This window comes from Caballeronia sp. INDeC2 (assembly GCF_023631325.1).
GTDB lineage: Bacteria > Pseudomonadota > Gammaproteobacteria > Burkholderiales > Burkholderiaceae > Caballeronia.
Genome location: NZ_JALQDG010000042.1, coordinates 281291 through 304966 on the forward strand (window position 1 = coordinate 281291; position 23676 = coordinate 304966).

21 protein-coding genes are annotated in these 23676 nt (G+C 65.8%); 4 read left to right on the forward strand and 17 right to left on the reverse strand.

The window, feature by feature from the left end; translation table 11 throughout:
- Positions 1–30: 30 nt before the first annotated feature.
- The 4 genes from NCS28_RS28495 to NCS28_RS28510 are packed head-to-tail and all read right to left on the reverse strand — an operon-like array spanning position 31 to position 5801.
- Complete coding sequence (locus NCS28_RS28495) at positions 31–843, reverse strand: enoyl-CoA hydratase/isomerase family protein (protein WP_250517123.1); 813 nt, start codon at positions 841–843, stop codon at positions 31–33.
- Entirely contained in the window at positions 840–2009 is a 1170-nt protein-coding gene (locus NCS28_RS28500) for a CaiB/BaiF CoA transferase family protein (RefSeq protein WP_250517124.1), read from the reverse strand. The genes NCS28_RS28495 and NCS28_RS28500 overlap by 4 nt, the downstream gene beginning before the upstream one ends.
- Complete coding sequence (locus tag NCS28_RS28505) at positions 2006–3751, reverse strand: hydantoinase B/oxoprolinase family protein (protein ID WP_250517125.1); 1746 nt, start codon at positions 3749–3751, stop codon at positions 2006–2008. Before NCS28_RS28505 ends, NCS28_RS28500 begins: the two co-directional genes overlap by 4 nt.
- Before the next feature lie 4 nt (positions 3752–3755).
- Positions 3756–5801: a hydantoinase/oxoprolinase family protein gene (locus NCS28_RS28510; protein ID WP_250517126.1), complete on the reverse strand. Its 2046-nt coding sequence runs from the start codon at positions 5799–5801 to the stop codon at positions 3756–3758.
- Between the two features lie 184 nt (positions 5802–5985).
- Between NCS28_RS28510 and NCS28_RS28515 the strand changes: the two genes are divergently transcribed.
- The 3 genes from NCS28_RS28515 to NCS28_RS28525 all read left to right on the forward strand — a co-directional run bounded on the left by NCS28_RS28515 (position 5986) and on the right by NCS28_RS28525 (position 8548).
- The gene (locus NCS28_RS28515; protein ID WP_250517127.1) at positions 5986–6933 is read left to right on the forward strand and encodes a LysR family transcriptional regulator; all 948 of its coding nucleotides are present in this window, start codon (positions 5986–5988) and stop codon (positions 6931–6933) included.
- 190 nt (positions 6934–7123) lie between these two features.
- Positions 7124–7870: an SDR family NAD(P)-dependent oxidoreductase gene (locus tag NCS28_RS28520; protein WP_250517128.1), complete on the forward strand. Its 747-nt coding sequence runs from the start codon at positions 7124–7126 to the stop codon at positions 7868–7870.
- A 30-nt stretch (positions 7871–7900) separates the two neighbouring features.
- Positions 7901–8548 (forward strand): glutathione S-transferase family protein, encoded by a 648-nt coding sequence (locus NCS28_RS28525; RefSeq protein ID WP_250517129.1) that lies wholly within the window; start codon positions 7901–7903, stop codon positions 8546–8548.
- A gap of 9 nt (positions 8549–8557) precedes the next feature.
- On the opposite strand, the gene NCS28_RS28530 is transcribed toward NCS28_RS28525, so the two are convergent.
- The 10 genes from NCS28_RS28530 to cueO form a co-directional block, all read right to left on the reverse strand.
- Positions 8558–11368, reverse strand: a complete 2811-nt coding sequence (locus NCS28_RS28530; protein ID WP_250517130.1) for an ATP-binding protein — start codon at positions 11366–11368, stop codon at positions 8558–8560.
- A gap of 196 nt (positions 11369–11564) precedes the next feature.
- Positions 11565–12311: an SDR family NAD(P)-dependent oxidoreductase gene (locus tag NCS28_RS28535; RefSeq protein WP_250517131.1), complete on the reverse strand. Its 747-nt coding sequence runs from the start codon at positions 12309–12311 to the stop codon at positions 11565–11567.
- 45 nt (positions 12312–12356) lie between these two features.
- Positions 12357–13220 (reverse strand): alpha/beta fold hydrolase, encoded by an 864-nt coding sequence (locus tag NCS28_RS28540; RefSeq protein WP_250517132.1) that lies wholly within the window; start codon positions 13218–13220, stop codon positions 12357–12359.
- A gap of 139 nt (positions 13221–13359) precedes the next feature.
- Positions 13360–13761: a nuclear transport factor 2 family protein gene (locus NCS28_RS28545; protein ID WP_250517133.1), complete on the reverse strand. Its 402-nt coding sequence runs from the start codon at positions 13759–13761 to the stop codon at positions 13360–13362.
- Positions 13762–13776: 15 nt separating this feature from the next.
- Positions 13777–14271, reverse strand: coding sequence for a DUF3237 domain-containing protein (locus NCS28_RS28550; protein WP_250517134.1), 495 nt, complete (start codon positions 14269–14271; stop codon positions 13777–13779).
- A gap of 29 nt (positions 14272–14300) precedes the next feature.
- Positions 14301–15050: an SDR family NAD(P)-dependent oxidoreductase gene (locus tag NCS28_RS28555; protein WP_250517135.1), complete on the reverse strand. Its 750-nt coding sequence runs from the start codon at positions 15048–15050 to the stop codon at positions 14301–14303.
- Positions 15051–15063: 13 nt separating this feature from the next.
- Positions 15064–15444, reverse strand: coding sequence for a DUF427 domain-containing protein (locus NCS28_RS28560; protein ID WP_250517136.1), 381 nt, complete (start codon positions 15442–15444; stop codon positions 15064–15066).
- Between the two features lie 38 nt (positions 15445–15482).
- Complete coding sequence (locus NCS28_RS28565; protein WP_250517137.1) at positions 15483–16673, reverse strand: MFS transporter; 1191 nt, start codon at positions 16671–16673, stop codon at positions 15483–15485.
- Between the two features lie 23 nt (positions 16674–16696).
- Positions 16697–17347, reverse strand: a complete 651-nt coding sequence (locus tag NCS28_RS28570; RefSeq protein WP_250517138.1) for an SDR family NAD(P)-dependent oxidoreductase — start codon at positions 17345–17347, stop codon at positions 16697–16699.
- A gap of 166 nt (positions 17348–17513) precedes the next feature.
- Positions 17514–19211, reverse strand: coding sequence for a multicopper oxidase CueO (gene cueO, locus NCS28_RS28575; RefSeq protein ID WP_250517139.1), 1698 nt, complete (start codon positions 19209–19211; stop codon positions 17514–17516).
- A gap of 169 nt (positions 19212–19380) precedes the next feature.
- On the opposite strand from cueO, the gene NCS28_RS28580 reads away from it, so the two are divergent.
- Positions 19381–20937 carry a winged helix-turn-helix domain-containing protein gene (locus NCS28_RS28580; protein ID WP_250517140.1) on the forward strand — a complete coding sequence of 519 codons (1557 nt, stop codon included), beginning with the start codon at positions 19381–19383 and terminating at the stop codon, positions 20935–20937.
- On the opposite strand, the gene NCS28_RS28585 is transcribed toward NCS28_RS28580, so the two are convergent.
- Genes NCS28_RS28585 through NCS28_RS28595 form a run of 3 tightly spaced genes read right to left on the reverse strand, consistent with a single transcriptional unit; the run spans position 20934 to position 23601 of the window.
- A complete protein-coding gene (locus tag NCS28_RS28585; RefSeq protein WP_250517141.1) occupies positions 20934–22235 on the reverse strand; it encodes an MFS transporter in 1302 nt (433 codons plus the stop codon). The two genes, NCS28_RS28580 and NCS28_RS28585, sit on opposite strands and share 4 nt — an antisense overlap.
- 25 nt (positions 22236–22260) lie before the next feature.
- Positions 22261–22812 carry a hypothetical protein gene (locus NCS28_RS28590; protein ID WP_250517142.1) on the reverse strand — a complete coding sequence of 184 codons (552 nt, stop codon included), beginning with the start codon at positions 22810–22812 and terminating at the stop codon, positions 22261–22263.
- Between the two features lie 51 nt (positions 22813–22863).
- Positions 22864–23601 (reverse strand): hypothetical protein, encoded by a 738-nt coding sequence (locus NCS28_RS28595; protein ID WP_250517143.1) that lies wholly within the window; start codon positions 23599–23601, stop codon positions 22864–22866.
- Between the last annotated feature and the right edge of the window lie 75 nt (positions 23602–23676).

Genomic DNA, 23676 nt, shown 5'->3' on the forward strand with positions numbered 1-23676 from the left:
TCCGGTTTTGGGTCGGCCGTGCTGTCGGGGTTAGCGGCCTTTGAATCGGGGCGAGCGTTTTTCGTTGTAGGCGCTGATGCCTTCGAGACGATCCTCGGTCGGAATCAGCCGGTTATACGCTTCGATTTCCAGATACAGCCCGGTGCGCAGGTCGCCCTGCATGCCGAGGTCGATCGCCTTCTTCGCCTGCGCGACCGAGAGCGGCGCGCTCGTGCAGATGTCGCGCGCGGCGTCGATGGCATCGGCGAGCACGCGCCCCGGCTCGCACAGCCGGTTGACGACGCCCCACGCGAGCGCTTCCTGCGCCGTGAACTTCGCGCCGCGCAGAATCAGCTCCTTCGCGCGCCGCATGCCGATGGTGCGCGGCAGTTGTTGCGTTCCGCCGCCGCCCGGCATGATGCCGCGTTTGACTTCGGTGAAGCCGAATACCGCGTTTGCGCTCGCATACGCGAAGTCGCAGGCGAGCAGCAGTTCCAGTCCGCCCGCGACCGCCGAACCGTTCGCCGCGCAGATGATCGGCACCGGGCAATAGGTGATCGCGCGGTTCATGCGTTCGAACAGGTAGTGCTGCACGCCGAATTGCTCGTCGGTCATGCCTTCGCGCTGCTTGAGGTCCGCGCCGCCGCAAAACGCGCGCTCGCCCGCGCCCGTGAGGATCACGCAGCGATACAGCGCCGGGTCCGCTTCGAGCGCGCCGAATAGGCGGATGATTTCCTCGCCCATCGTCGTGCTGATCGCGTTCGATACTTCCGGGCGGTCGAGCTTGACGATGAGGATCTGTTCGTCGATTTCTTCGAGCGTCAGCGTGTCGAGCGCGCCGACCAGTTGCGATGCAAGTTTCAAGATGTCTCCAGTGGCGTCTTCGCCAGCAGATGATTATGTTCGCCGAGCTTGGGCGTCACGCCCGTGTGCGCGGGCCGCACGCCGCCGAACGAGATCGGCACGCCGACGACCGTGGCCGCGCCGTCGTCGGTGGTGCGCAGCAGATCGAGCGCCTTGGTCTGCTCGTGCTTCACGACCTGATCGATGGTCTGGATCGGCCCGCACGGAATGCCGGCCTTGTCGAGCGCATCGAGCCAATACGCGGTGCCGTGCTTGCGGAACTCGGCATGTAGCAGGTCGATCAGCTCGACGCGGTTGCTCACGCGCGCGCCGTTGGTGACGAAGCGCGCGTCGTCGGCGAGCGCGGGGATGCCGAGCACGCCGCACAGACGATGGAACAAGCGGTCGTTGCCCGCGGCGACCATGATGGTGCCGTCCGCGCATTCAAAGGCCTGATGCGGCACGATCGCGGCCGTCCCCGATCCCCAGCGCCCCGGCAACACGCCCGAGGCGAGATAGTCGGCGATCTGGATGCCCGCCCAGCTGATCGCCGTCTCGTACAGCGACACCGACACGACTTCGCCCGCGCCCGTCGCCTGACGTCTGAAGAGCGCGGCGAGCACGCCTATCGCGGCCCATAGCCCCGTGCCCATGTCGTTCACCGACACCGGAATGCGCGACAACGGCTCGCCCGGCTGGCCGAGGAAGCTCATCAGACCGGACAGCGCCTGCACGAGCGGATCGTAGCCGGGCTTGTCGCGCAGCGGTCCCGCCGTGCCGAACGCGCCGAGATTGCAGTACACGAGCGACGGCTTCATGCGCAGCATCTGTTCGCCGCCGAGGCCGTATTTCTCCGTGCCGCCCGCCTTCAGGTTCTGCAACACGACATCGGCGCGGCGCGCGATCAGCTCGCGCAACGCCTGGGCTTCATCGGGATTCGACAGCGACATCGCGATGCTCTGCTTGCCGTGATTCACCGCATGAAAGAGCGCGGCCGCGCCATCGACGAAGGGCGGGCCCCAGTCGCGCGCGTAATCGCCGTGCTCCGCGCTTTCGATCTTGATGACCTCCGCGCCGAGCGAACCGAGGATCATGCCGGCGTATGGCGCGGCGAGACTGTGACCGATCTCGATCACGCACACACCCGCGAGCGGCAAAGGCTGGCTCATGGTTTCATGCGTGCTCATTGCGCCGCCACTTCGAACGGCGCGTCGGCCGCTTGCTCCGGCGCCGCATCGCGTTGCCCGTAGAGTCGCGCCGCCGCATCCGCGCTGATGTAGCCATCGGCGACATCGGCATCGATGCGCGATTGCTCGCGTTCGCGCGGATCGCCGTAGCCGCCGCTGCCCGCGGGCTGCACCGTCACGCGATCGCCGCGATACACGACCGTCTGCCCGCCCTTTGCCGCGACCTTGTGCTCGCTGCCGTCCGCGCGCTCGACGACGCACTGGAAGCGCGTGCCCGGCTGGCCGCCGAAGTGGCCTTCGGGCGCCGAACGTCCGCGTTCGCCGGAGACGGTGAACGTGGCTTCGTCATATTCGACGCGATACACGCGCCGCGACGTCAGCCCGCCGCGCCGCCGGCCCGCGCCGCCGCTGTCGGTGACGAGCGACCATTCCTCGACCATCAGCGGCGACGTCGCTTCGATCATCTCGACTGACTGGCTGCCCGCGTTGCCCACGTAGACGCGCACGCCGCTCACGCCGTCCTTGCCGGCGCGCGCGCCCATGCCGCCCGCGTGGACGTCGTGCATGGTGACGAATTCCTGGCCGGTGCGGGCGACGCGCGCCGCATCGGTATCGCGTCCGCTGAAAATGCCCGCGCACGACGCGCAGTTGCTTTGTCCGGTGATGCGCTCCGGCACCGCGGGTGCGAGCGCCTTGAGCAGCAGATCGATCACGCGCGGCGAGGTCTCCGTGTTGCCCGACACCACCGACGCCGGATAGCGGCAGTTCAGCACGCTGCCTTCGGGCGCGATGATCGTCACCGGCCGATAGCAGCCCTGGTTGATCGGGATGCCGGGATCGGTCAGCGCCTTCACGGTGAACCAGGTGCTGTTGCACGTCACCGATAGCGGACAGTTGATGCCGCCGCGTGCCTGCGGGCCGGTGCCGGTGTAATCGAAAGTGATCTGATCGCCCGTCTTGGTGATCTTCACCTTGAGCAGCGGACGCTCCTGCTTCCAGCCCGGCGCTTCGATCGGATCGAGATACTCTTCCGCTTCGTAGACGCCATCGGGAATGCGCGCGATCTCCGCGCGAATCAGCTTCTCCGAGTGATCGAGGCTCTGGCTCATCACGTCGCGCAGCGCGTCGGCGCCGTACTTCGCGACCAGTTCGCCGATGCGCCGGTCGCCCACGAAGGTGCCCGCGTATTGAGCCTGAATGTCGAGCAGCAGTTCGTGCGCGTTGCGGCTGTTTCGCGTGAGCAGGTTGAGCATGTCCTGCACCGGCTCGTCGTTGCGATAGAGAAACACCGGCGGAATGCGGATGCCTTCGGCGAACACGTCCCACGTCGTGACGGTATAGCTGCCCGGCGACTGACCGCCGATATCCGTCCAGTGGCCGCGCGTCATCACGAAGGCGACGATCTTGCCGTCCGCGAACACGGGCCGCGTGAACTGCACGTCGGGCTGATGATTGCCGCCGCCCACGTAGGCGTCGTTGCTGACAATGACGTCTCCGGGACGCAAATTGTCGCGGCCGACCGCTTCCACCGACACGCGCGTCGAGATGACGGCCGAGCCGAGCATCGTCGGAATGTCGTTGCCTTGCGCGACGAGTTGCATGTCCGCGTCGAAAATGGCCGCCGACGAATCGCCGCTCGCGTGCATGAGCGGACTGCCGGCGGTGCGCATCATCGCGATCTTCATTTCACGCGCGACCGCGAAGAGACTGCTGCGAATGATTTCGTAAGTAACGATGTCCATGAATTCAGGCTGCCAGTTCGATGACGAGGTTGAGATCGGGATCGACGCGCGCGACATGCGACGCCTTCAGCACGGCGCAACTGCTGTGTTCCTCGATGACCGCGGGCCCCTGGATGGTCGCGCCGACCGGGATCTGCGTGCGCGCGAACACCGGCAGCGTGCGCGCGCGGTCATCGAAATACACTTCGCGGGTGCGCACCGGCTTCGGCAGTTCGCCGCCGTCCGCGCTCGCGACACAGCCGCGCCAGCCGGTCGTCGCCACGATTTGCAGGCGCACGTTCGCGACCACCACAGGCTTGTCCTTGCTGATGAAGTTCCATTGCCGCAAGTGCGCGTCCTCGAAGGCTTGCGCGAGCGCCGCGCGGATGCCTTGCGCATCGCCCTGCACTTCCACGGTGATGACGTCGGGCTGGCCCGCGTAGCGGCAATCGGCGAGGCGCACGACCTTCACGTTCTGCGCCTGCACGCCGTGACGCCGCAACTCGTCCATGCCTTGCGCGGTCAGTTCTTCGAGCGCGGTGTGCAGGGCCGCGTCGTCGATCATCGCGAGATCGCTTTCGAGCGGACGCTGATAGTCGTATTGCTGATCCGCGACCGTCATGCCGAACGCGCTGAAGAGACCCGGCAGCGGCGGGATCACCACGCGCCGGATGCCCATTTCGTGCGCCAGATCGACCGCATGCACCGGTCCCGCGCCGCCGTAGCAGATGTACGAGAACTCGCGCGGATCGTAGCCGCGTTCGACCGTCATGATGCGGATGGCCTGAGCCATCAGCGCGTTGGCCACCGAGCGCACGACTTGCGCGGCTTCGGGCACGGAGACGCCGAGCGGCCGGGCGATGACTTCGTCGACGACGCGCCATGCCGCCTGCGCATCGAGCTTGAATTCGCCGCCGAGAAAGCTGTCGGGATCGATATAGCCGAGCACCAGATTGCAGTCCGTGACGGTCGGGCGCGTGCCGCCGCGTCCGTAGCACGCGGGACCGGGATCGGCGCCCGCGCTCTCCGGTCCGATGCGCACGCCGCCGCCCGCGTCGATCCATACGATCGAGCCGCCGCCCGCGCCGACCGAATCGATGTCGATGCTGGGCGAACGCACCGTATAGGTATGCAGCAGACTCTTGTTGCGCAGCTCGGGGCGGAAGTCGCGGATCAGCGAGACGTCGAAGGTCGTGCCGCCCATGTCGCCGAGAATCGCGTTCTTCAGTTCGCTCTTCTCGCAGTTGCGGATCGCCGCCGAGACGCCGCCCGCCGGCCCCGATTCGAGCAACACGATGGGCTTGTCCGCTACCATCGCCGGACCAGCGAGACCGCCGTTCGACTGCATGAAGAGGAACTCGCCCGCGAAGCCGTGTTGCGCCAGCGCACTGATGAGCCGGCCGATATAGCGTCCGCAGACCGGGCCGAGCATCGCGTTGATGACCGTCGAGCTGGCGCGCTCGTATTCCATCGACTCGGGGTTCACTTCGTGCGATGCGCAGACGAAATGATCCGGCAACAGGCGGCGCAGGGTTTCGACGGCTTCGCGTTCGTGCTGCGGATTGACGTGCGCATGCAGAAAGCACACGGCGACGGCTTCGACATCCGACGCGCGAATCTGATCGGCGAGCGCTTCGAGCTGCGCGTGATCGAGCGGCGTTTCGACGCTGCCGTCATGGCGCAGACGCTCGTTCACTTCGAGCCGCCAGCGGCGCTCGACGAGCGGACGCGGATTGTCGAACAGCAGATCGTAGAGATCGGCGCGATCGTGGCGCGAGACGCGCCTCAGTTCGAGGATGTCGCGAAAGCCGCGCGTGGTGACGAGCGCGGTCTTCGCGCCGGTGCCTTCGACGACCATGTTGGTCGCCATCGTCGTGCCGTGGCCGAGGAACGAAACGTCGGCGCTGTCGGTGCCCGACAGTTCGAGAATCTTGCGGAAGCCTTCGATGGTGCCGATGACGCGATCCTTCGGCGTTGTCGGCACCTTGGTCGACCAGATGCGCCCTGTCTCATCGTCCACCATCACGACATCGGTGAAGGTGCCGCCGACATCGAGTCCGATTCTTTTCAATTTGCCTCTCTCCTGTGATGCGTGATTTCCGGTTCGCTTGCTCACGCCGCGTGTATTCCGGCATGATCGAGCCGCGCTGTCGAGCGCCGGGCTGCGACGAACATCGACGAAACCAGTTTAAAGAGGCATCGGTGCGGCCAGATAATGAAACCTTCCGATCAGGTGAGACGTTGGAGTTATATCGGTGATAACCAGTATCGATGCGATATTGAGGCGGCTGCGCGGCAATCACGTCGCGCTCCTGATCGCGCTGGACGACCACGGGTCATTGCGCAAGGCGGCGCAGCAGGTGTCGCTCTCGCAGCCCGCGACGACCAAGTCCCTGCGCGAAATCGAGGCGATGTTCGGCGCGGAGCTGTTCGCGCGATCGCCGCGGGGCATCGTGCCGAACGAACTCGGACGCTGCGTCATCCGTCATGCGCGGGCGGTGCGTTCCGAGATCGGTGCGCTGCGCGACGAACTGGCGGCCATCATGCGCGGCGGCGGCGGCATGCTCGCCATCGGCGCCGTGATGGGCTCCATGCCCGAATGGCTCGCGCCCATCCTGCGCTCTTTGCGCGAAGTGCAGCCGGACGTGTCCGTCGAGGTCTGGGAGGACAATAGCGCGCGCCTGTTATCGATGCTCGATCAGCGTCTGCTGGATCTTGTCATCGGGCGGCCGAGCATCAGCGTCCATCCGGAAGCTTACGATTTCATTCCTCTCGAAGTGGAGGAAGTGTGTCTGGTGGTCGACGGCGCCGATCCGCTGGCGAACGTCGAGCGTCTGTCGCTTGCCGAACTCGCCGATAACCCGTGGATCGTTCCGCAAGCCGCCCTGCCGATGCGCTCCCTGCTCGAACAACTCTTCGACGACGCCGAGGTTCCGTTCCCGCGTTACGCCATCGAGACGTCATCGACGTTCGCCACGTTGTCGTTGCTGCGCGCGAGCGCGGGCACCGTCGCGCTGATGCCGTTGAAGGTCGCGCAATACTTCCAGGTGCATGGAATGATGGCCGTGCTGCCGATTCGAATCGAACGACGCGGGGCGCCGTACGGCATCGCAACGCGTCGCGGGGCCACGGCGACCGCGCCGGTGCAGCGGTTCATCGAGCTATGCAAGCAGAAGCGGGACGAGCAGCTTCGGCTGCAATGACGTTCAAGTCGACATAGCCACCGACGCGTTTCATGCTTCGCTGGCGTCCTCTCCTTCAAGACCATGCCTTTGAGGCATGGACGCCAGCCTCGAAAGTCTTTCCCGTCCAGAGATCAAACCGCTAATCTGCGTGCATCAGCCGGAGCAATCCGGCTGCATTTCACACGAATCCATTCTCTCGGAGCTTCAAATGAACAATTCCGTTGTCCTTATCACCGGGGCACTCACGGGCATCGGCCGTGCAACCGCGTTCGCATTCGCGCGCTCGGGCGCGCGTCTCGTCGTATCGGGCCGCCGCGCCGCACAGGGCGAGGCGCTCGAAGCCGAGCTGCGCGAAGCGGGCGCGCAAGCGTTCTTCGTGCAGGCCGACGTGCGCCGCGACGAAGACGTGCGTCGCCTCGTCGATGAAACCGTTGCCCGCTTCGGCCGGCTCGATATCGCGGTCAACAACGCGGGCACGGAAGGCCGTCCCGGACCGATAGTCGAGCAGACCGCCGAGAGCTACGCCGATACCTTCGACACCAACGTGCTCGGCACGTTGCTGAGTCTCAAGCACGAACTGCGCGTGATGACCGCGCAGCAGGCGGGCAGCATCGTCAACATCTCGTCGACCTACGGTCACGAAGGCGCGGCGTTCGCGTCGGTGTACGCGGGAAGCAAGCACGCCGTGGAAGGCATCACGAAATCCGCCGCACTCGAAGTCGCGTCGGCGGGCGTTCGCGTCAATGCCGTCGCGCCCGGGCCGACCGACACCGGCATGCTGGACCGTTTCACGAGCACGCCGGAGAACAAGGCCGCGCTGGCCGCAACGGTGCCGCTCGCGCGCATCGGCAATCCCGAGGACATCGCCGCTGCCGTGCTCTATCTGGCGAACGAAGGTGCTGCGTTCGTGACGGGGCAGATTCTTACCGTCGACGGCGGCAAGACCGCGGGCTGAACTTACGACGACGTTTCTGGATAACCGACTATGAACACCGATCTCACTTTCTTCGAATCCAAGGCTTCCCCCAACTCTCGCAGGGTGCGCATCTTCCTCGCCGAGAAGGGCATCGAGTTTCCAACGAAAGCGGTGGACCTCGGCGCGAAAGAGCAATTTTCCGACGCCTACATCGCAATCAATCCGCGCCGGCAAATCCCCACGCTCGTGCTGCGCGACGGCACCGCGATCGGCGAAGTCCCGGCAATCTGGCGCTACATCGAAGAGGCCTATCCTGATACGCCCGCGTTGCTGGGCACGACGCCTGCGTCGAAGGCGCTCGTCACGATGTGGGAGCGGCGTGCCGAACTGGACGGATTCTCGGCGGTGATGGAAGGCGTCAGGAACGCCGTTGCGGGGCTGAAAGGCCGGGCGCTGTCCGGTCCGCATGGGTACGAGCAGATTCCGGAGATTGTCGAGCGCAGCAAGTTGCGCGTCGCGAACTTCTTCGCCGATTTCAATGACCGCCTCAAGACCGTGCCGTTCGTCGCGGGCGATGCGTTCTCGGTGGCGGACATCACGACGCTCGTGACGATCGACTTCGCGGCGGGCGGCATGAAGCTCGGCATTCCCGCGGGATTCCATGCGCTGCAGGCGTGGTATGACAAGGTGTCGGCGCGTGCATCGTCGAAGGCGTGATGAACGTCATCACCGATGCCGTGCGTTTGCGCACGGCCGCGTCATGGGAAAGATAGCCTCCAGCGCGGCTTGCGCGTCGCCTTTCATGTGCCTGAGCCTCGCGAGGCTCAACGCGCAACGCGACTGCCACGCAACGAAGCCGTGTTGCGCGGCCATCTGAAGGGCGTCGGTCAGAATCGATTCGGCCGACGGTATCGCTTCGTCGCCGCGGATCGCGATCAGTATCTCCGCCTTCGCTCGCCATAGCTCGGGCAGCGCGCACCGGTCGTCGGTTCGGATCGCGCGTGTCAGCGATGTATCGATGACTTCGGCCGCCTCGGCGATCATGCCCCGCCTGCACAACGACTCGGCCAGCGCCGTGATGTACGGCGACAGCGACACATAGAAGCGCTTCGAACCGATGTTCGTCATCGCCGGAGAGATGGTCCGGGCGAACGCGGCAGTGTCGCCCGCGCGCAGGTCGAGCAGCCCTTGCCACATCTGCGTGCGCGCGCGCCACGTCGAGATGCTATGACGGCGCGTTTCCATCGCGAGAGACGCGACGGCCTCGTCGAGCGCGGCATCGTCGCCGCACAAGACGGCCAGCGTGCACACGGCTTCGCTCAGCGCATAACAGATGGAGACCGGATGATCGAACTCGCGCGCATCGTCGAGCGACTGGCGTGCGGCCTGCCGCGCCTCATCCGCCTTTCCCATGAACCACAGCGTGAGCGCGAGCGATGCGTGAGAGAGCATCTTTTCGTCGTACAGAAAGCGCATTCGTTGCGCGCGCGTCAGCGGCGAAGGATCGCTCGATGCGCGTTGCAGGTTCACCAGCGCGCCCTCGAGATCGCCGCCGAAAAGACGCGACATGCCGTTCAGACGATAGGCGGCGAGATGATCGCATCTGGAAGGTGACTTCGACGCGAGTTCGTTGAAACGATGAGCAAGCGGGATGGCCCGCGCATATTCGCCGTTCAGGTAGTGGCACATCCAGCGCCCCCACATGCCGAGCAGTTGATAGCCCGCGTCACCGACACGCGCCGCAATGTCAACGGTCGATTCGAAGGCATCGCTGGTGCTGTCTGCGACCGTATGGCAGAGCAGGCACATCCCTCGCGCGGCATGCAACTTCATCTGCCGCTCGCCGAGCGGATCGCCTTCGATCGACAGCCATTCGAGCGCCTTGTCCACGTTGCCCAGACACTCCTGAAGCAACGCCAGATGCATCAGAAACGGTATGCCGGCGACGGTAAGTTCGACTGCCAGCGGCATGTCGCCATCGGCGCTGAAGCACCACAGCATCGCGGCGCGAAGGTCGTCCAGATGCGGCACATACGCGTTTTTCCAGTCGACATCGGCGCGCGCTTCCGTCTGCCGCTCGGCGGCCCGGAAGATTTCGAGGAAGTAGCTTGCGTGCCGCCTCGACCATTCTCGCATCGCACCGCTCGCGCGAAGTTCTTCCCGAGCGTACGCGCGCGTCGATTCGAGCAGCCGATACCGCACATTGCCGCCACCCGAAGCCACCGAAACAAGCGACTTGTCGACGAGCTGCATCAAGGCCGCGACCACCGCGTCCGGCGAAAGCGCCGCGCAACTGGCCATTTCCTGCGCGGATGCCAGCGTGAACGTCCCTGCGAAAAGACTCAGCCGATTCAGCACCGATCGCTGTTCATCGGACAAAAGGCCATAGCTCCAGTCGAGCGTGGCGCGCAGCGTCTGCTGCCTCGGAAGCGCGGTGCGCGCGCCGTGCGTGAGAATCTGGAAGCGATTCCCGAGCCGCTCGGCCACACCTTGCAGACCGAACGCCGGCACGCAAGCCGCGGCAAGTTCCAGCGCGAGCGGAATGCCGTCGAGCTGTCGGCAAATTTGCGATTTCAACCGCAACGCCGCACGTGCATCCAGACTGGCGGCGCGCGAACTCACGCGCTCGTCGAAGAGACGCACCGCGCTATAGTCGAGCGCGCCGTCGCAATCGTCGTCCGGCGGCACGTCGAGCGACGGAACGCGATACAGCAGTTCCCCGTCGATGCGCAGCGGCTCGCGGCTCGTCGCCAGCACGGTCGCGTGCGGGGCGATATGCAGCAGCCGTTCGGCGATCGTCGCGGCGCCGTCTATCAGATGCTCGCAGTTGTCGAGAACGAGCAGCAGATGCCGCGACATCAGGCTCGGCGCGAGCCGGTCGAGCGTGGGCGTTCCGTCGCCCGGAGGAAAACCGAGCGCGACGGCAATGGTCGTCGGAATATGGTCTGTCGATGTAGTGGCCGCGAGTTCAGCGACGAATGCGCCATCGGCAAAAAGATGCGCCGACCGACGTGCGGCTTCGAGCGCGAGCCGCGTCTTTCCCACGCCCCCGGTTCCCACGAGCGTGACCAGACGATGCGTCTGCAAGCCAAGGCAAATCTCGCGCACAGCCGCTTCCTGGCCGATGAGAGGACTGATCGCGGCGGGCAATCGCGAACCCGGAAAGAACGGACCGTCCGCTCGTGCGGCGGTCGGCTCATGCGGTTTCGTCGCCGGCGGGAGCGGCTCCGCGGTGAACTGGTATCCGCGCCCCGTGACCGTGCGTATCGCCGCCCGATCGTCGCCGAGCGCCCGGCGAAGCGCGCAAACCTGAGCTTCGACCGTATTGTTTTCGACGACGCGGTCGTGCCACACGCTCGCGATGATCTCGTCCTTGCTCAGAACGGAACCGCGCGACTCGATCAGAAAGAGAAGCAGGTCGAACGCCCGCTCGCCGATATCGACCCTGATTCCTCGATGCAACATCTCGCGGCGGCGCGGCGCGACGATCGTTGCCCCGAAAGCGAAGTCATCGTGATGCTGCACGAACGCGTTCATTCGGGCCTCCTCGTGACGAGGTGCGGACAACCGGGATCGCGCGTGAATCCGGTGCGCCCGCTTCGCAGTCACCGGTTCAGCGCGCATCCGATTGTACCGCCGGGCCTGCGATGCAACGATGGGGCGCGACTTCCCGCTGCCGTGACATCAGCACGTTTCAGCGCATTTCAGCACGTACCGCCGCTTTGCGCCGATGTCACAGTTTCGAGCCGCCATCGACGCGCAACGTATCGCCCGTCACCCAGCGCGCTAGATCCGACGCCAGGAAAACCGCGGCCCCGGCGATGTCGTCAGGCTGGGCCACACGCTTGAGCGCCTGAATGCCGAGCGTGAAGTCGCGGCCCGCGTCGGTTTTCGCGAAGTTCGACATGTCCGTTTCCACGACGCCCGGCGCAATCGCGTTGACACGAATGCCGCGCTCGCCGAGCGTGGATGCGAAGTGCCGCACGAGCGTATCGATCGCGCCTTTGGTTGCCGCGTAGGCCGAAAGATTGTCGACGGCGCTGCGTGCCGCAAGCGACGAAAGCAACACGACGCTGCTGCCTTCGCCGAACATCGGCAGCAATTGCTGCACGAGAAAATATGGCGCGCGCACGTTGACCGCGAAAAGGTTATCGAAATCTTCGACGGTCGTTTCTTCGATGGTGGCCGCTTTGGAAATGCCCGCGTTCGCGATCAGAACATCCAGGCGGTCGCCGGCCAGCGCACGTACCCGTTTCGCAAGCTCGTGCGGGCCGTCCGCGGCCCGAAGGTCGGCCGCTACCTTGTCGGCGCTGCCACCCACTGCGCGAATCGCCTCGACGACCGAATCCGCGGCGTCTTCGGCGCTGCTGAAGTGAACGAGCACGCGCGCGCCGGCCTTGCCCAGTGCCAACGCGATGGCCCGGCCGATGCCGCGAGAAGCGCCCGTGACGAGCGCGGTTTTTCCAGTCAGACTGGTCATGATCGAACTCCTGAGGATGATTGACGAGGACGCCGGCGCTCGCGCTCAGACTCGAGCCGGACGTTCCGAGAGAAACTGCGCGACATGCGCGACGAAGCGCTCGGGATACTGATAAAGCGAGCCGTGGTTGGCATCCGGATAGATGATCAACTGGGCATCGGGTATGTGCTGCTGCAGGATCCACGAGTTGATCGAGTAGATGATCACGTCGTCGTCGCCGTTCACGACGAGCGTCGGCTGCGTGATGGCTTCAAGATAGGCATACGGGTTTTCGCCCGCGGCGCCCCACTTGGCGAGCGCCGCCAGTTGCGCAGGCGCGACCTTGTCGTTCGCTTCGGGATCGCGGTTTTCCTTGCGCAGACGAAACCGTTCGAGGAACGCGCGGCCCGCTGCCTGGCTCGCGTCGGAGGGCGTAAAGTGCACGCGCAGCCACAAATGGTCGGGCTCGTCATAAGTCACGCCGAAGATCTCCTGTGCTTCCGGAGTCAGCGAAGCCATGCCTTCGCCGCTACGCGGACCGGTGCCGACGAGAATCAGTCTGCGCACCAGTTGAGGTCTCGTGATCGCGAGTTGCTGCGCGATGAGACCGCCCATCGAGAAGCCGAGCACGTCGACCTGTTTCAGATCCAGTGCATCGATGAAGGCCGCCGCGTTCGCCGCCATGTCTTCGATCGATTCAGGCACCGTGCCCGAGCTGCTGGAGATGCCCGCGTTGTTGAACAGGATCACTTCGCGATCTTGAGCGAGACCGTCGGTGACAGCTGGATCCCAGTGATCCATCGTTCCGGTGAAATGAATGTTCATGACGAGCGGCACGCCCTGCGGATTGCCGAACCGGCGATAGGCGAAACGGATGCCGTTCGCTTCGAGGTACTGCGTGGGTGCTGTCTGATGGGTATGGCGGGTCATGGCTGTCATCCTTTGATGTGTGGCGGCATTCGCTGATGCGTTGCCTGCTGATGCTCAATGTAGGCGCATCGCACACGCTTGAAAAAGACTTTCGGGGCAGCTCCCCATGCATGACAGGCATGGCCCGGCCGCGCGTAGGTCAGTCAGGAAACCGGTCGCCGAACATCGGCAGGCCGCTGGCGGATTGCAGCTCCGTTGCCTCGTCCTGCAATACGTCCCAATGCTCGGCCAGCTTCCCGTTTTCGAATCGAACGATATCGGCCGCGATCCACGCCGCCGCGCGCCCGTTGCCGGAGAAGCGGCCATGCGCGATCACGTAGTCGCCTTCCGCCACCACGAGCTGGTTTTCATAGCGCAAGGTATCGGGCAACGTGCGGATCAGATCGAACAGGCCATTGCGTCCGGGCGCGATGTGCGCGCTGTGCTGAATGTAATGCTCGGACCAGAACCGGGCCGCGGCTGCGTAGTCCCGCTTGTTGAAGAGCGTGTCGAAGGCTTCAAGCAGCAGCGCCTTGTTGCGCTCCGAAGATGTGTCGTTCATGTCGGTCTCCACCGTTCAAAGAACTTCGAACACGCTATATACCGGGCCGTCTGGAAAGCGATGGCCGATACCGACCGCAAGCACGCGGTTCAGCCATTCGTAGCGGCCCTTCGGCGCTTCGAAAATCGGGTTGATGCGGAAGTAGTAGTGCGCCGGATCGACGGCCTCGCCTTTGTCCAATCGCTGCATCACGTCGGCGGGGCCGTGGCGGATGCCGCGATACGACATCGGAATGGCGACGCCGTCGCCGGTTCGCAGCACGAGCCGCACGTCGAGCATGGTGCTGCCGTCGCTGCGCACCGTTTGCCAGTCGCTGCTGCCGTCGAGCACGGCGCCCGCAAGCCGCTCTCCGGCGAACGTGCCGGACGGCACGATGCCGATGCGGCGGAACGGCCCGGGCGTATCGCCGACCGTGACGATCGGCTTCACGTCGAGACGAAGCACGAACAGGGGCCGCGCCTGCACGCGCTGCAAGGCGGGCGGAAGATCTTCGAAAAGCGGTGTTGCCATGTCGTTCACCTCGTCAGAGTCGGGATCGGTCAGGCGGCCGTCCTTCCGCCGTTGACACGCAGCACTTCGCCGGTCATGAAGCTCGACTTCGCCGATGCGACGAAGACGATCGCGTCTGCGATCTCATCCGGCGTGCCCGCGCGCTTGAGCGGAACGGTCGCGAGCATGGCGGCCTTGCGTTCCTGCGACGCGGTCAGGCGCTCGAGCATGTCGGTCTCGACCGGCCCCGGCGCGACCGCATTGACGCGCACGCCGAGCGGCGCGGCTTCGAGCGCGGCGGACTTCGTGAGTCCTTCCACGGCGTGCTTGCTCGCGGTGTAGAGGGAAAGGTTGGCTGCGCCGCGAATGCCCATTGTCGAGGACACGTTGACGATGCTGCCGCTTCCTTGCGACGACATCGCGCGAAGCTCGTGCTTCATCGCGAGCAACGTGCCGAGCACATTGGCATCGAAGACGGCGGCGTAGCGCTCGATCGTCTGCTCGACGACGGGCGCGGACTCGCCTTCGGTCCCGGCGGCGTTCACCGCGACGTCCAGTCGCCCGAAGCGCGAGACCGTCCGTTCGATGAGCGCCTGAACCTGATCTTCGAAGCGCACGTCGGCCTGCACGAACTCGGCTTCGGCGCCGAGCAGGCGGAGTTCATCGGCGAGTCGATGGCCGGCGTCGGCACGGCGGCCGGAAACGACCACGCGGGCCTTTTCCTTGGCGAACGCGATGGCCGCGGCGCGGCCGATACCGGACAGAGCGCCGGTAATGAGAACCACGGGCGTGTCTTTCATTTCGTCATCCATATTAATTAATACCGAATTCTTCGATCGAATCCACACGTTCCGGGTAGAACGCAAGATGATCGCGGATCGCGTCCACGGCGTCATACGGATTCTCATACGTCCACACGGCATGCGTTCCACGTTCACCGGCGGACGGAATCGAATAGTAGGCGCAGTCCCCCTTGTATGGGCAATACGTCGCGTGGTCCGTGCGTTCGAGGCGCGTCATGTCGACGTCCTTTCGCGGGATATACAGCACGACCGGATAGCGGGCTTCGCGCAAGGTCAAAGCGTCGCGCGTATCGGCTATGACTTTGCCGCCTGCGGTGACCACCACGCGCGAAGCATTACGCTCGATGGTGATGGGATGATTGGAGTCAGGCACTTTGATGGTTCTGGACATGACGATGTTCCTCCGATGAGTGGGGTCCGTTCACGCGGTCAGCTCGCAGCGATTGTTTCCGCCGACGAGCGCGCCGACCGGCCGAACAGCATGATGGTGAGCATCGCGAGCACGCACAGCGCGGCGCCGGCGTACATCGCGTCGAAGAGGCCGTAACGATCGACGATCAGGCCGCCTGCGAACGAGCCGAGCGCGATCGAGATCTGGAAGACCGCGACGAACAGCGCCATGCCGCCCTCGCGCATATCGGGCGTGGCTTGCGCCATCCACATTTGCAGCGCGACAGGCATTGCACCGTAGGACACGCCCCATACCGCGAGCGCCGTGACCGCCGAGATGCGATGGATGCCGAGCGCGGGCAGCAACGCCACCGGAAGCGCGATGAACAGGATCGTGGCGAGCAGCGTCGTGCGCACATCGCGTTGCGCCCCCGCGCCGCCGATGAAATTGCCGGCAAGGCCGATGAGCGTGTAACCGAGCAGCAGCGACGAGATCGTCTTGCCGTCGAAACCGGAGACCGTCGCGAGGAAGGGCGTCACGTATGTGTAGGTCGCGAACTGGCCGCAGAGCGCGAGCGTCATCGCCGCGAGGCCGACTCGTCCCGGGCGCGTTGCGAGAATGCCAAGCAAGTCGCGTCCGCCGATGCGCTGTATCACGCGCAGCTCGGGCAGCGCCGCCATTTGCACGAGCAACGCGACGAGCGACATCGCCAGCGCGGCCCCGAACGCCGCGCGCCAGCCCGCAAGTTCTCCGATGAGCGCGCCAGCGGGACCGCCGATCAGCATGCCGAGCGATACGCCCGCGAATATCAGCGAAGTCGCGCGCCCGACATGCCGTTCGGCGACGAGCCTCGCGCCCAGGCCCGCTCCGATCGCCCAGAATCCCCCGATCCCGATACCGAACAACGCGCGCGCGAAAACGAGGACGGGAAAATTCGGCGCAAGCATCGCGATGAGATTCGATGCGACCAGGATGAGCCCCAGGCCCTGGAGCACGCGCCGCCGATCGACGCGCCGCACCGCGACCGTCACCATCGGCGCGGCGATGGCGGCCAGTAACCCGGGCGCGCTGACCATGATGCCGGCGGCGCCTTCGCTGACGGCGAGTCCGTGGCTGATGTAGCGCAAAAGGCCCACGGGAAGAAACTCGGTCGTGCAGAACACGGTCGCGCTCAACGCAACCGAAAGGACGGCAAGCCACGTGGATCGACCGTTATCGGACGGGTTCATGATTCTTTTCCTTTTGGATGTAATTAAGATTGGTCATCGATTCGCACGACCTCGCCGGTGACCCAGCGCGCCGCATCGGATGCCAGGAATGTGACGACGCTGCCGACGTCATCGAAGCCTTTCTCGACTCCGTTGACGCGGATGCCGCGCCCGCCGAGAGCGAAGGCAAGATGCCGGACCAATGTCTGAATCGCGCCGCCGATCGCCGCGTCGGCTGCGTGAAGTTCACCGGCTGCTCGGCGAGCTGGCAGAAGAAGAAACGTGACGTTGCTTCGCATGCACATGATGGGAAGCAACTGCTGGACGAGAAAAAACGGCGCACGGACGTTGAGCGCGATCTGCCGGTCGAACTCGTCGACGGACATGTCGCCGACGGCCTCGTTCGCCGGCACGCCCGCGCTCGCAACGAGGATGTCGAGACGGTCGCCCACGATCGCGCGGACCTGCCGTGCGAGCCGGTACGGTCCCTCGCGCGTCGTCAGGTCTGCGACGATCGCACCGGATCTGCCGCCGATGCCGCGTATCTCGCGCACGACGGTCTCGGCTTCGCTCGCGCCATGACCGTCGTGAACGATGACCTGCGCCCCGGCTCTCGCCAGCGCAAGAGCGGCGGCGCGGCCGCTGCCGCGCGAAGCGCCCGTGACGACGGCGGTCTTTCCTGCGAGCGCATTCATGTCGTTTCCCTTTCGCCTGTCTTTGCGATGACGACGCGCAGTGTTGCGCCGCCGATGGACACGAAAGATAGGCCGCGCCGGCCGTCGCGGGGAAAGACTTTATAGGCTGGCCGCCATACCTCCGAGGCATGGACAGCTTGACGCCGCCGAGATCGAGAAGCGCGCTTTACGCGACCGTAAACTGCGCCATCATGCCGGAGTCCTCATGTTCGAGGATGTGGCAATGCGCCATGTAGGGCGCGTCGGCAGCGGCCGGGTGAGGAAAGCTCAGCAGCAATTCGCTTACGCCCGCATCCGCGATCGGCGCGATGTCCTTCCACCCGGCGCGATGCGGCTGCGGCGGCCGGCCATTCTCGGACAGGATGCGGAACTGACAGCCATGGATGTGCACCGGATGCAGCATCTTGTCGTCGCCTTCGGAAACCCGCCAGCGCAGCAGGTCGCCGCGGCCCGCCGTGAAACCCGGCTCACTCAGTGCGAACGACTTGCCGTTGACGCCGTTGAGCGCGAGCTGCTCGGCTATCGGCAAGACCGGCTCGCCCTCGATCAACCGCGTAACGCGAGCGACGACCTCGGGTGCGACAGGGCCCGGCATCGCCATGCCCATCATCAGGCCGGCTTTCATCAGCGGCATCATGCCGGCCTCGTCGCGGAACATGTTCATGACGAGCGCCTGGCTGACTGCGGGCGGCTGCGCCGGCAGCGAAGGCAAGCTCGCCAGCACGTCGGGAAGCGTGCCCTTTCCTTCCGCTTCCGTCGGACGGATCGTCAGCAGGCGCAGCGGCGCGTCGAAGGGCGGCAGACGCATGACGGCTTCGCCCTCGGGCTGCGCGACCAGATCGAACGGCGAGCCCGAGCGGCAATCCACCAGCAGTTCGAAGCGCTCGCCCGCGTGCAGGACGAGCTCGTTCACTTGCACCGGACGCTCCAGCAGTCCGCCATCCGAGCCGATGACGAAAAGCGCGCGACCGTCAGACGCGCTCAGCCGATAGCTGCGCGCATTGGAGCCGTCCAGCACGCGCAGCCGGACCCAGCCGCGCGCGGTGCGCGCCTCGGGATAGTTCGCGCCGTTGACGAGCGGCCGGGTGCCGACATAGCCGTTGATCGCCGTGACGATGTTCATCGCATCGAAGAAAGCGCCGTCGCTGCGAAAGCGGCGGTCCTGGATGATCAGCGGAATATCGTCGATGCCCCAGCGCGAAGGCAGCGCCAGCCGATCCGCGTCCTCGTCGTCGACGATCAGCAGGCCGGCCAGGCCCTTGATCACCTGCGCCGCGGTGGTCGGATAGAAATGCGGATGGAACCAGAGCGTGGCGGCGGGCTGATCTATCGGCAGCGTCGGCCGCCAGCGCTCGCCGGGCGCTATGGGCCGGTGCGGACCACCATCGACATCGCCGGGAATGATCAGCCCGTGCCAATGCACGGTCGTCGGCTCGGGCAGACGGTTGATGAAGTCGATCGTCACGGCCTGGCCGCGCCGCACGCGCAGCGCCGGGCCGAGGAAGGCGCCGTCATAACCGTAGGTCGGTGTGTTCCGGCCCGGCAGGAAGCGACGGCTGCCGCGGCGGGCGTCGAAGGCGATGACGCCCTGCGCGTCCGGCCTGCGCTCCGGCGGGATGGGCAAGCTGACGCGGGCACCGGTGGCCCAGCCGGGGTGCGCCGCCAGCGCGCCGAGCGCGGCGAGGGTCTGGAGCGCCTGACGGCGCGACATGGGCGTCATGGTGATTTCCAGGGCAAGGCCGGCATGCCGGCGTCGGGATTCGTCGAGGGTATTCGGCGCGTCATGCAGCTTCATCGGCAGATCCGAGACGACGTGCGCGGCAGTCTTTGGCTTCAGGTCATCCCGGCCGAGCTTGTCCGACATGTAGCCGGATCGCATCGGCGAGCCTCGACTGCATCCGGAATGCAGCAAGGCTAGGTTCCGGCGAAATGAAAGTCCCGAACATCAGCCGAACTTTCGCCGAATCGCGGCGTGATCGCGGCGTCATTCCGTTCGGATATGATTTGCCGAGACGAACGGGAGCAGCTCAGCCATGGGTGTCGATGATCGCGCAGTCCTCCGGTTTGACGACTTCGCCCTGGACACGGCGAGCGGCACGCTGCGCGATGCGCACGGGGCCGAGATCATGCTGCGCCCGAAGGCTTTCGCGCTGCTGCTCTTTCTGCTCGAACGCCCGTGCGTGTTGCATCCGCGTGAGGCGTTGCTCGACGCCCTCTGGCCCAACCTCGCCGTGACCGATGACAGCCTGACGCAATGCGTGGGCGATCTGCGCCGGGCGCTGGGCGATCGCGCAACCGCCGTGCTGCGTACCGTCCCGCGACGCGGCTACATGCTGACGACGACAGTGCTTCGCGAGACTGCCCCCGCCTCGGCATTCGCGCCGCTTTCCTCGATGTCGGCCGCCGTGCCTCCAGACGGCGACCTGCTGGTGTTCGAGGCGCTCGAGCCCGCATCGGACGATGCCGAGGCGCAGCGCTTTGCCCGCGTCCTAGGCGCGGAGCTGCTGCGGACCTTCAGCCGGTCCGAGACGATTCTGGTCCACACGCGGGCGACGCATCCTTTGCCGCCCGAGAGCTTTCGGCTGTCCGGCGCGGTGCGGCGAGGCGGCGAGGAACCGGAACTTTCATTGTTGCTGGAAGAGGCGGACAACGGCCGCGTCGTGTGGGCCGATCAGTTGACCTTGCCCGCGCCGCAGCGGCGAGAGGAGGCTTTGGCGGTCCTCTTCGCGCGGCTGGAAACGCTCGTCATGGGAGAAGGATTGCGCCGCGCGCGGCAGAAACCGGCGCAAGCCCTCAGATCCTACGATTACGTCCGGCTGGGCGCCGCGCTCTACGGCCGCGGCGGAGAGGCCGAAAAGCACGAGGCGGAACAGCACTTCCTGCGCGCCATCGCGATGGATCCGGGGATCGCGATCGCGCATGCCTTCGTCGCGATGATCCTGATGAACCGCGTGCATGTCGCGGAGGGGCACGACCGTGCCGCCGAACGCCACAGGGCGCTGGATTTCGCGCGCCAGGCGGTCGAGTTGAAGCCACGGTCCAGCTTCTCGGTGGCGGCCTTCGCCTATGCGCTGGCCCGTTCGAAGCTGTGGGATACGGCGATCGAGAACGCGCGGATGGCGGTGCGGCTCAGTACCCTGTCCGCCATCGGCCCGCGCACGATGGCCGCGGTCGCGCTGCTGATCAGCGGCGAGGCCGCCGAAGCGCTGCTGGCCTTGCAGCCCGCGATCGCGCTCGATCCCTTCAGCGCGGCAGGACCGCGGTCCGCGCTCGGTACCGTGCTGCTGCTGACAGGACGTCGCGAAGAGGCCGCGGCCGAGCTGCGGCGCGCCGCCGCGCACCTGCCCGATTTTCCGCCCTGCCTGCGTTCCACGGTCGTCGCTGCCGTCGAACTCGGGCGGATGGACGAAGCACACGAAGCGCTGGCACGGCTGCGCCGGATCGATCCGGACTGGCTGGGCAGCCTGAGGGAATTTCTGTCGTTCATGCGGGATCGGCAAGTCGTCGAGCGCTTTCTGAACGCCTTCGCGGCTTGCGGCGAGCCGGTGATGGATTGCGTGAGTCCTTCGATTGCGGCGGATCGAGGTTAAGCCTTTCGGACGATGCCAGTCCGCGATGCTCTATCGTCCGCTGACTCTCGCTTTCTCCCTGCCGAGACAAATTCGTTGGCCGAATCGCGGCAATTGCCGCACGCCTTCTTGAGCGATGCGCCGAAGCAGAGCCAGAGCGCGAGCGAGCCCGTCGATACGGCGCCCAGCGCGAGAAACGCGCTCACGTAGCCGAAATGCTGTGCGAGCGTGCCGCCCAGCGCGGGACTCAGCGCCGCACCGATACCCTGCACCGTCATCACCACGCCCTGCCCGACATTCACGCGCCCGGTGCCTTGCAGCAGACGCACGACGAGCGCGGGAACGGCCACGCTTTGCAACCCCGCGCCGATGCCGTCGAGCGCCTGCACGGGCCACACGCCCCATGCGGTGATGAACATCGCCGCGACCAGACCGCGTATCGGCAGCGCAAGGAAGGTGATCAGAATGACGCCCCAGTAGCCGGTGCGCTGAATCAGGGGGTTCGCGAAGAACGCCGCGCCGACCATCACGAGTTGCGCGACCACGATCGTCTGCGCGGTGAACGCGCTCGGATCGCCCTGATGCGCGGCGACGACGGCGAGGCCATAGAGCGGCAACATGGCCGCATTGCCGAGATGGAACATCGCGAGCGCAGCGGCGAGCAACAGCAGCGGCCTGCACGCGAGCAACATGCGAAAGCCGCTCGCGTGCTCATGCTCGGAAGAAGAAGACGACGATGAAGAAGCGCCGAGACCCCGCGCGCTGTCGTGATCGATCGCATCGCGGCGGATCAGCGACGTCGATACGACCGTCATCGCGCCGAATGCGCCCGCGAGCGCGAACACCGCGCCGAAGCCGAAGCGCCAGCCGAGCCATCCCGAAAGCGCCGCGCCCACGACATTGCCCGCGTGATTCGCCATTTGATTGCGCGCGAACTGCCGGTCGAAGCCGCGCTCGCGCACGATGCCGAGCGTCACGCCCGCGACCGCCGGACCGAGCGCGGCGCCGGTCACCGCCGTGAGGATCTGCGAGGCGGCGACCATCCGGAAGTCGTGCGACACCCACAGCACGAGCGACGCGAGCGTCGTCATGATGCCCGCCGCCACGATGAGGCCGCGCTTGTGATGCGTCGCATCGACGAGCGCGCCGGCGGGCGATGTCGCGAGCATGCCGGCGATGCCTCCGAGTGTCATCACGGTGCCGATCGATTCCGGATGCCAACCGTGCGCCTGCAAAAAGACGCCGAGGAAAGGGCCGATGCCCGCCTGAACATCGGCCATGAAGAAGTTCAGTCCTGCGAGCGCGTAGAGAGGATTCATGGCGGGGATGTGCGTTCTCGCCGTATCAGCCGGCGACCGGCGCGTCGATCAGCTCGGCGATCTCATCCACTTCGATCGTGCGTCCGTGACGGTTGCGGATGCCGTGCCCCCACGCCTGCACGTGCGCGCCCGGCGCGAGATACGCGGCCAGTTCGGCGGCGGCATGCGGGGGCATGCGCAGCGAGGTGCCATCGTCGAGCAACGCGCCGCGCAACTCGCCCTTCGGCCCGTGGAGCGACAACACGACTTCGCCGCTCGCTTCCATCGGCTTGTGTTCGACGTGCGGTTTGTGATGCTTTTCGCCATCGCGATGCGGGCCTTCGTCGAGGATGAGCTTGCCGTTCTTCGTCACGAGCGAGACCGCCGCGATCATGTCCGCGCCGCGCGGCTTCACGCCACGCACGCGAACTGCATCGCCCACGGCGACCTGCCGCGCGATCTGTCGCGACAGATGAGGCGGAAAGTGAACTTGCCGCGCGCCGAGCACGAGTCCGTCGATTTCGCCGTGCGGGTTGAGCAGAAAGCGCGTCACCGTGCCGCGCGTTTCGGGAAGGCTTTCTGGGTCGATCCAATGCATGTCGTTGATCCTTGTGTGATGTCGATGAAACGTGTGTGTGAAGCGATGCTCTCATGGGCTCGGCGCAACGCGGTCATAGAGCCGCGTCAGGTTGCCCGGCGCACCGAACGACGTCGCCTGAAGCGCGGTGCCGTACCGGTTGCGCGTGCCGTAGCCTTGCGCCGAGACGCGCGCGCCCGCCTGGACGAGCGCCGGGAATTGCTGGGCGACGGGAGGCGTGAGCTTGATGACGGTGCCATCCGCGAGAATCACGCCGTCGGGCTCGCCGCGCGGCCCGGTGGTGATGTGCGCCACTCGGCCCTGCGCGCTCAGGCGTGACAGCCCCGCGCCGCGCAACTCACGCGGCAACGGCTGCGTGCCCGGCAGCGGCGGCTGATCGGCGAGTTGCCGGCCGCTCTTCGCATCGGTGATGCGTTGCGCCTCGAGATTGCCGCCGGCGTCGCGCCATCCGTCGATCTGGACGCTGTCGCCCGGATGTATCGCCGATGTGAGCTGCGCGCTCATGTGCGGCGGAAAGTGAACGAGCGCGCCGTCGCCGGTCAGGAAGCCATCGACGTCGCCATCCGGATTGATGAGAAAGCGCGAGACCGTGGCTTGTGTGGTGACTCGCGTTCCGTCATCCGCGAGCGGCGGCGGCAAACCCGCAGCCGCAACCGGCGGCGGAGGCGCCACGGGCGGTTGAGGCTGAGCAGCGCAATCCGCGCTCGCCGCCAGCAGCGCGACGAGATTGATCGCGCTCACTACGCGGGCGATGTTGCGTTGACCTTGCTTCGTCGATGTCGACTGCATGATTCACTTCCTCCCTTGACGCGAAGTGATTTGCAAGGGTTATGCCATCGAACGAAAGCGTTGCCGGTCAAGGGA

Coding starts and splice junctions, on each gene's coding strand:
- NCS28_RS28595 (WP_250517143.1), bottom strand. CDS start 23,601: ATGCAGTCGACATCGACGAAGCAAGGTCAACGCAACATCGCCCGCGTA.
- NCS28_RS28505 (WP_250517125.1), bottom strand. CDS start 3,751: ATGGACATCGTTACTTACGAAATCATTCGCAGCAGTCTCTTCGCGGTC.
- NCS28_RS28590 (WP_250517142.1), bottom strand. CDS start 22,812: ATGCATTGGATCGACCCAGAAAGCCTTCCCGAAACGCGCGGCACGGTG.
- cueO (WP_250517139.1), bottom strand. CDS start 19,211: ATGTCGGACAAGCTCGGCCGGGATGACCTGAAGCCAAAGACTGCCGCG.
- NCS28_RS28550 (WP_250517134.1), bottom strand. CDS start 14,271: ATGGCAACACCGCTTTTCGAAGATCTTCCGCCCGCCTTGCAGCGCGTG.
- NCS28_RS28535 (WP_250517131.1), bottom strand. CDS start 12,311: ATGACCAGTCTGACTGGAAAAACCGCGCTCGTCACGGGCGCTTCTCGC.
- NCS28_RS28560 (WP_250517136.1), bottom strand. CDS start 15,444: ATGTCCAGAACCATCAAAGTGCCTGACTCCAATCATCCCATCACCATC.
- NCS28_RS28585 (WP_250517141.1), bottom strand. CDS start 22,235: ATGAATCCTCTCTACGCGCTCGCAGGACTGAACTTCTTCATGGCCGAT.
- NCS28_RS28565 (WP_250517137.1), bottom strand. CDS start 16,673: ATGAACCCGTCCGATAACGGTCGATCCACGTGGCTTGCCGTCCTTTCG.
- NCS28_RS28525 (WP_250517129.1), top strand. CDS start 7,901: ATGAACACCGATCTCACTTTCTTCGAATCCAAGGCTTCCCCCAACTCT.
- NCS28_RS28500 (WP_250517124.1), bottom strand. CDS start 2,009: ATGAGCACGCATGAAACCATGAGCCAGCCTTTGCCGCTCGCGGGTGTG.
- NCS28_RS28555 (WP_250517135.1), bottom strand. CDS start 15,050: ATGAAAGACACGCCCGTGGTTCTCATTACCGGCGCTCTGTCCGGTATC.
- NCS28_RS28530 (WP_250517130.1), bottom strand. CDS start 11,368: ATGAACGCGTTCGTGCAGCATCACGATGACTTCGCTTTCGGGGCAACG.
- NCS28_RS28545 (WP_250517133.1), bottom strand. CDS start 13,761: ATGAACGACACATCTTCGGAGCGCAACAAGGCGCTGCTGCTTGAAGCC.
- NCS28_RS28520 (WP_250517128.1), top strand. CDS start 7,124: ATGAACAATTCCGTTGTCCTTATCACCGGGGCACTCACGGGCATCGGC.
- NCS28_RS28580 (WP_250517140.1), top strand. CDS start 19,381: ATGGGTGTCGATGATCGCGCAGTCCTCCGGTTTGACGACTTCGCCCTG.
- NCS28_RS28570 (WP_250517138.1), bottom strand. CDS start 17,347: ATGAATGCGCTCGCAGGAAAGACCGCCGTCGTCACGGGCGCTTCGCGC.
- NCS28_RS28540 (WP_250517132.1), bottom strand. CDS start 13,220: ATGACCCGCCATACCCATCAGACAGCACCCACGCAGTACCTCGAAGCG.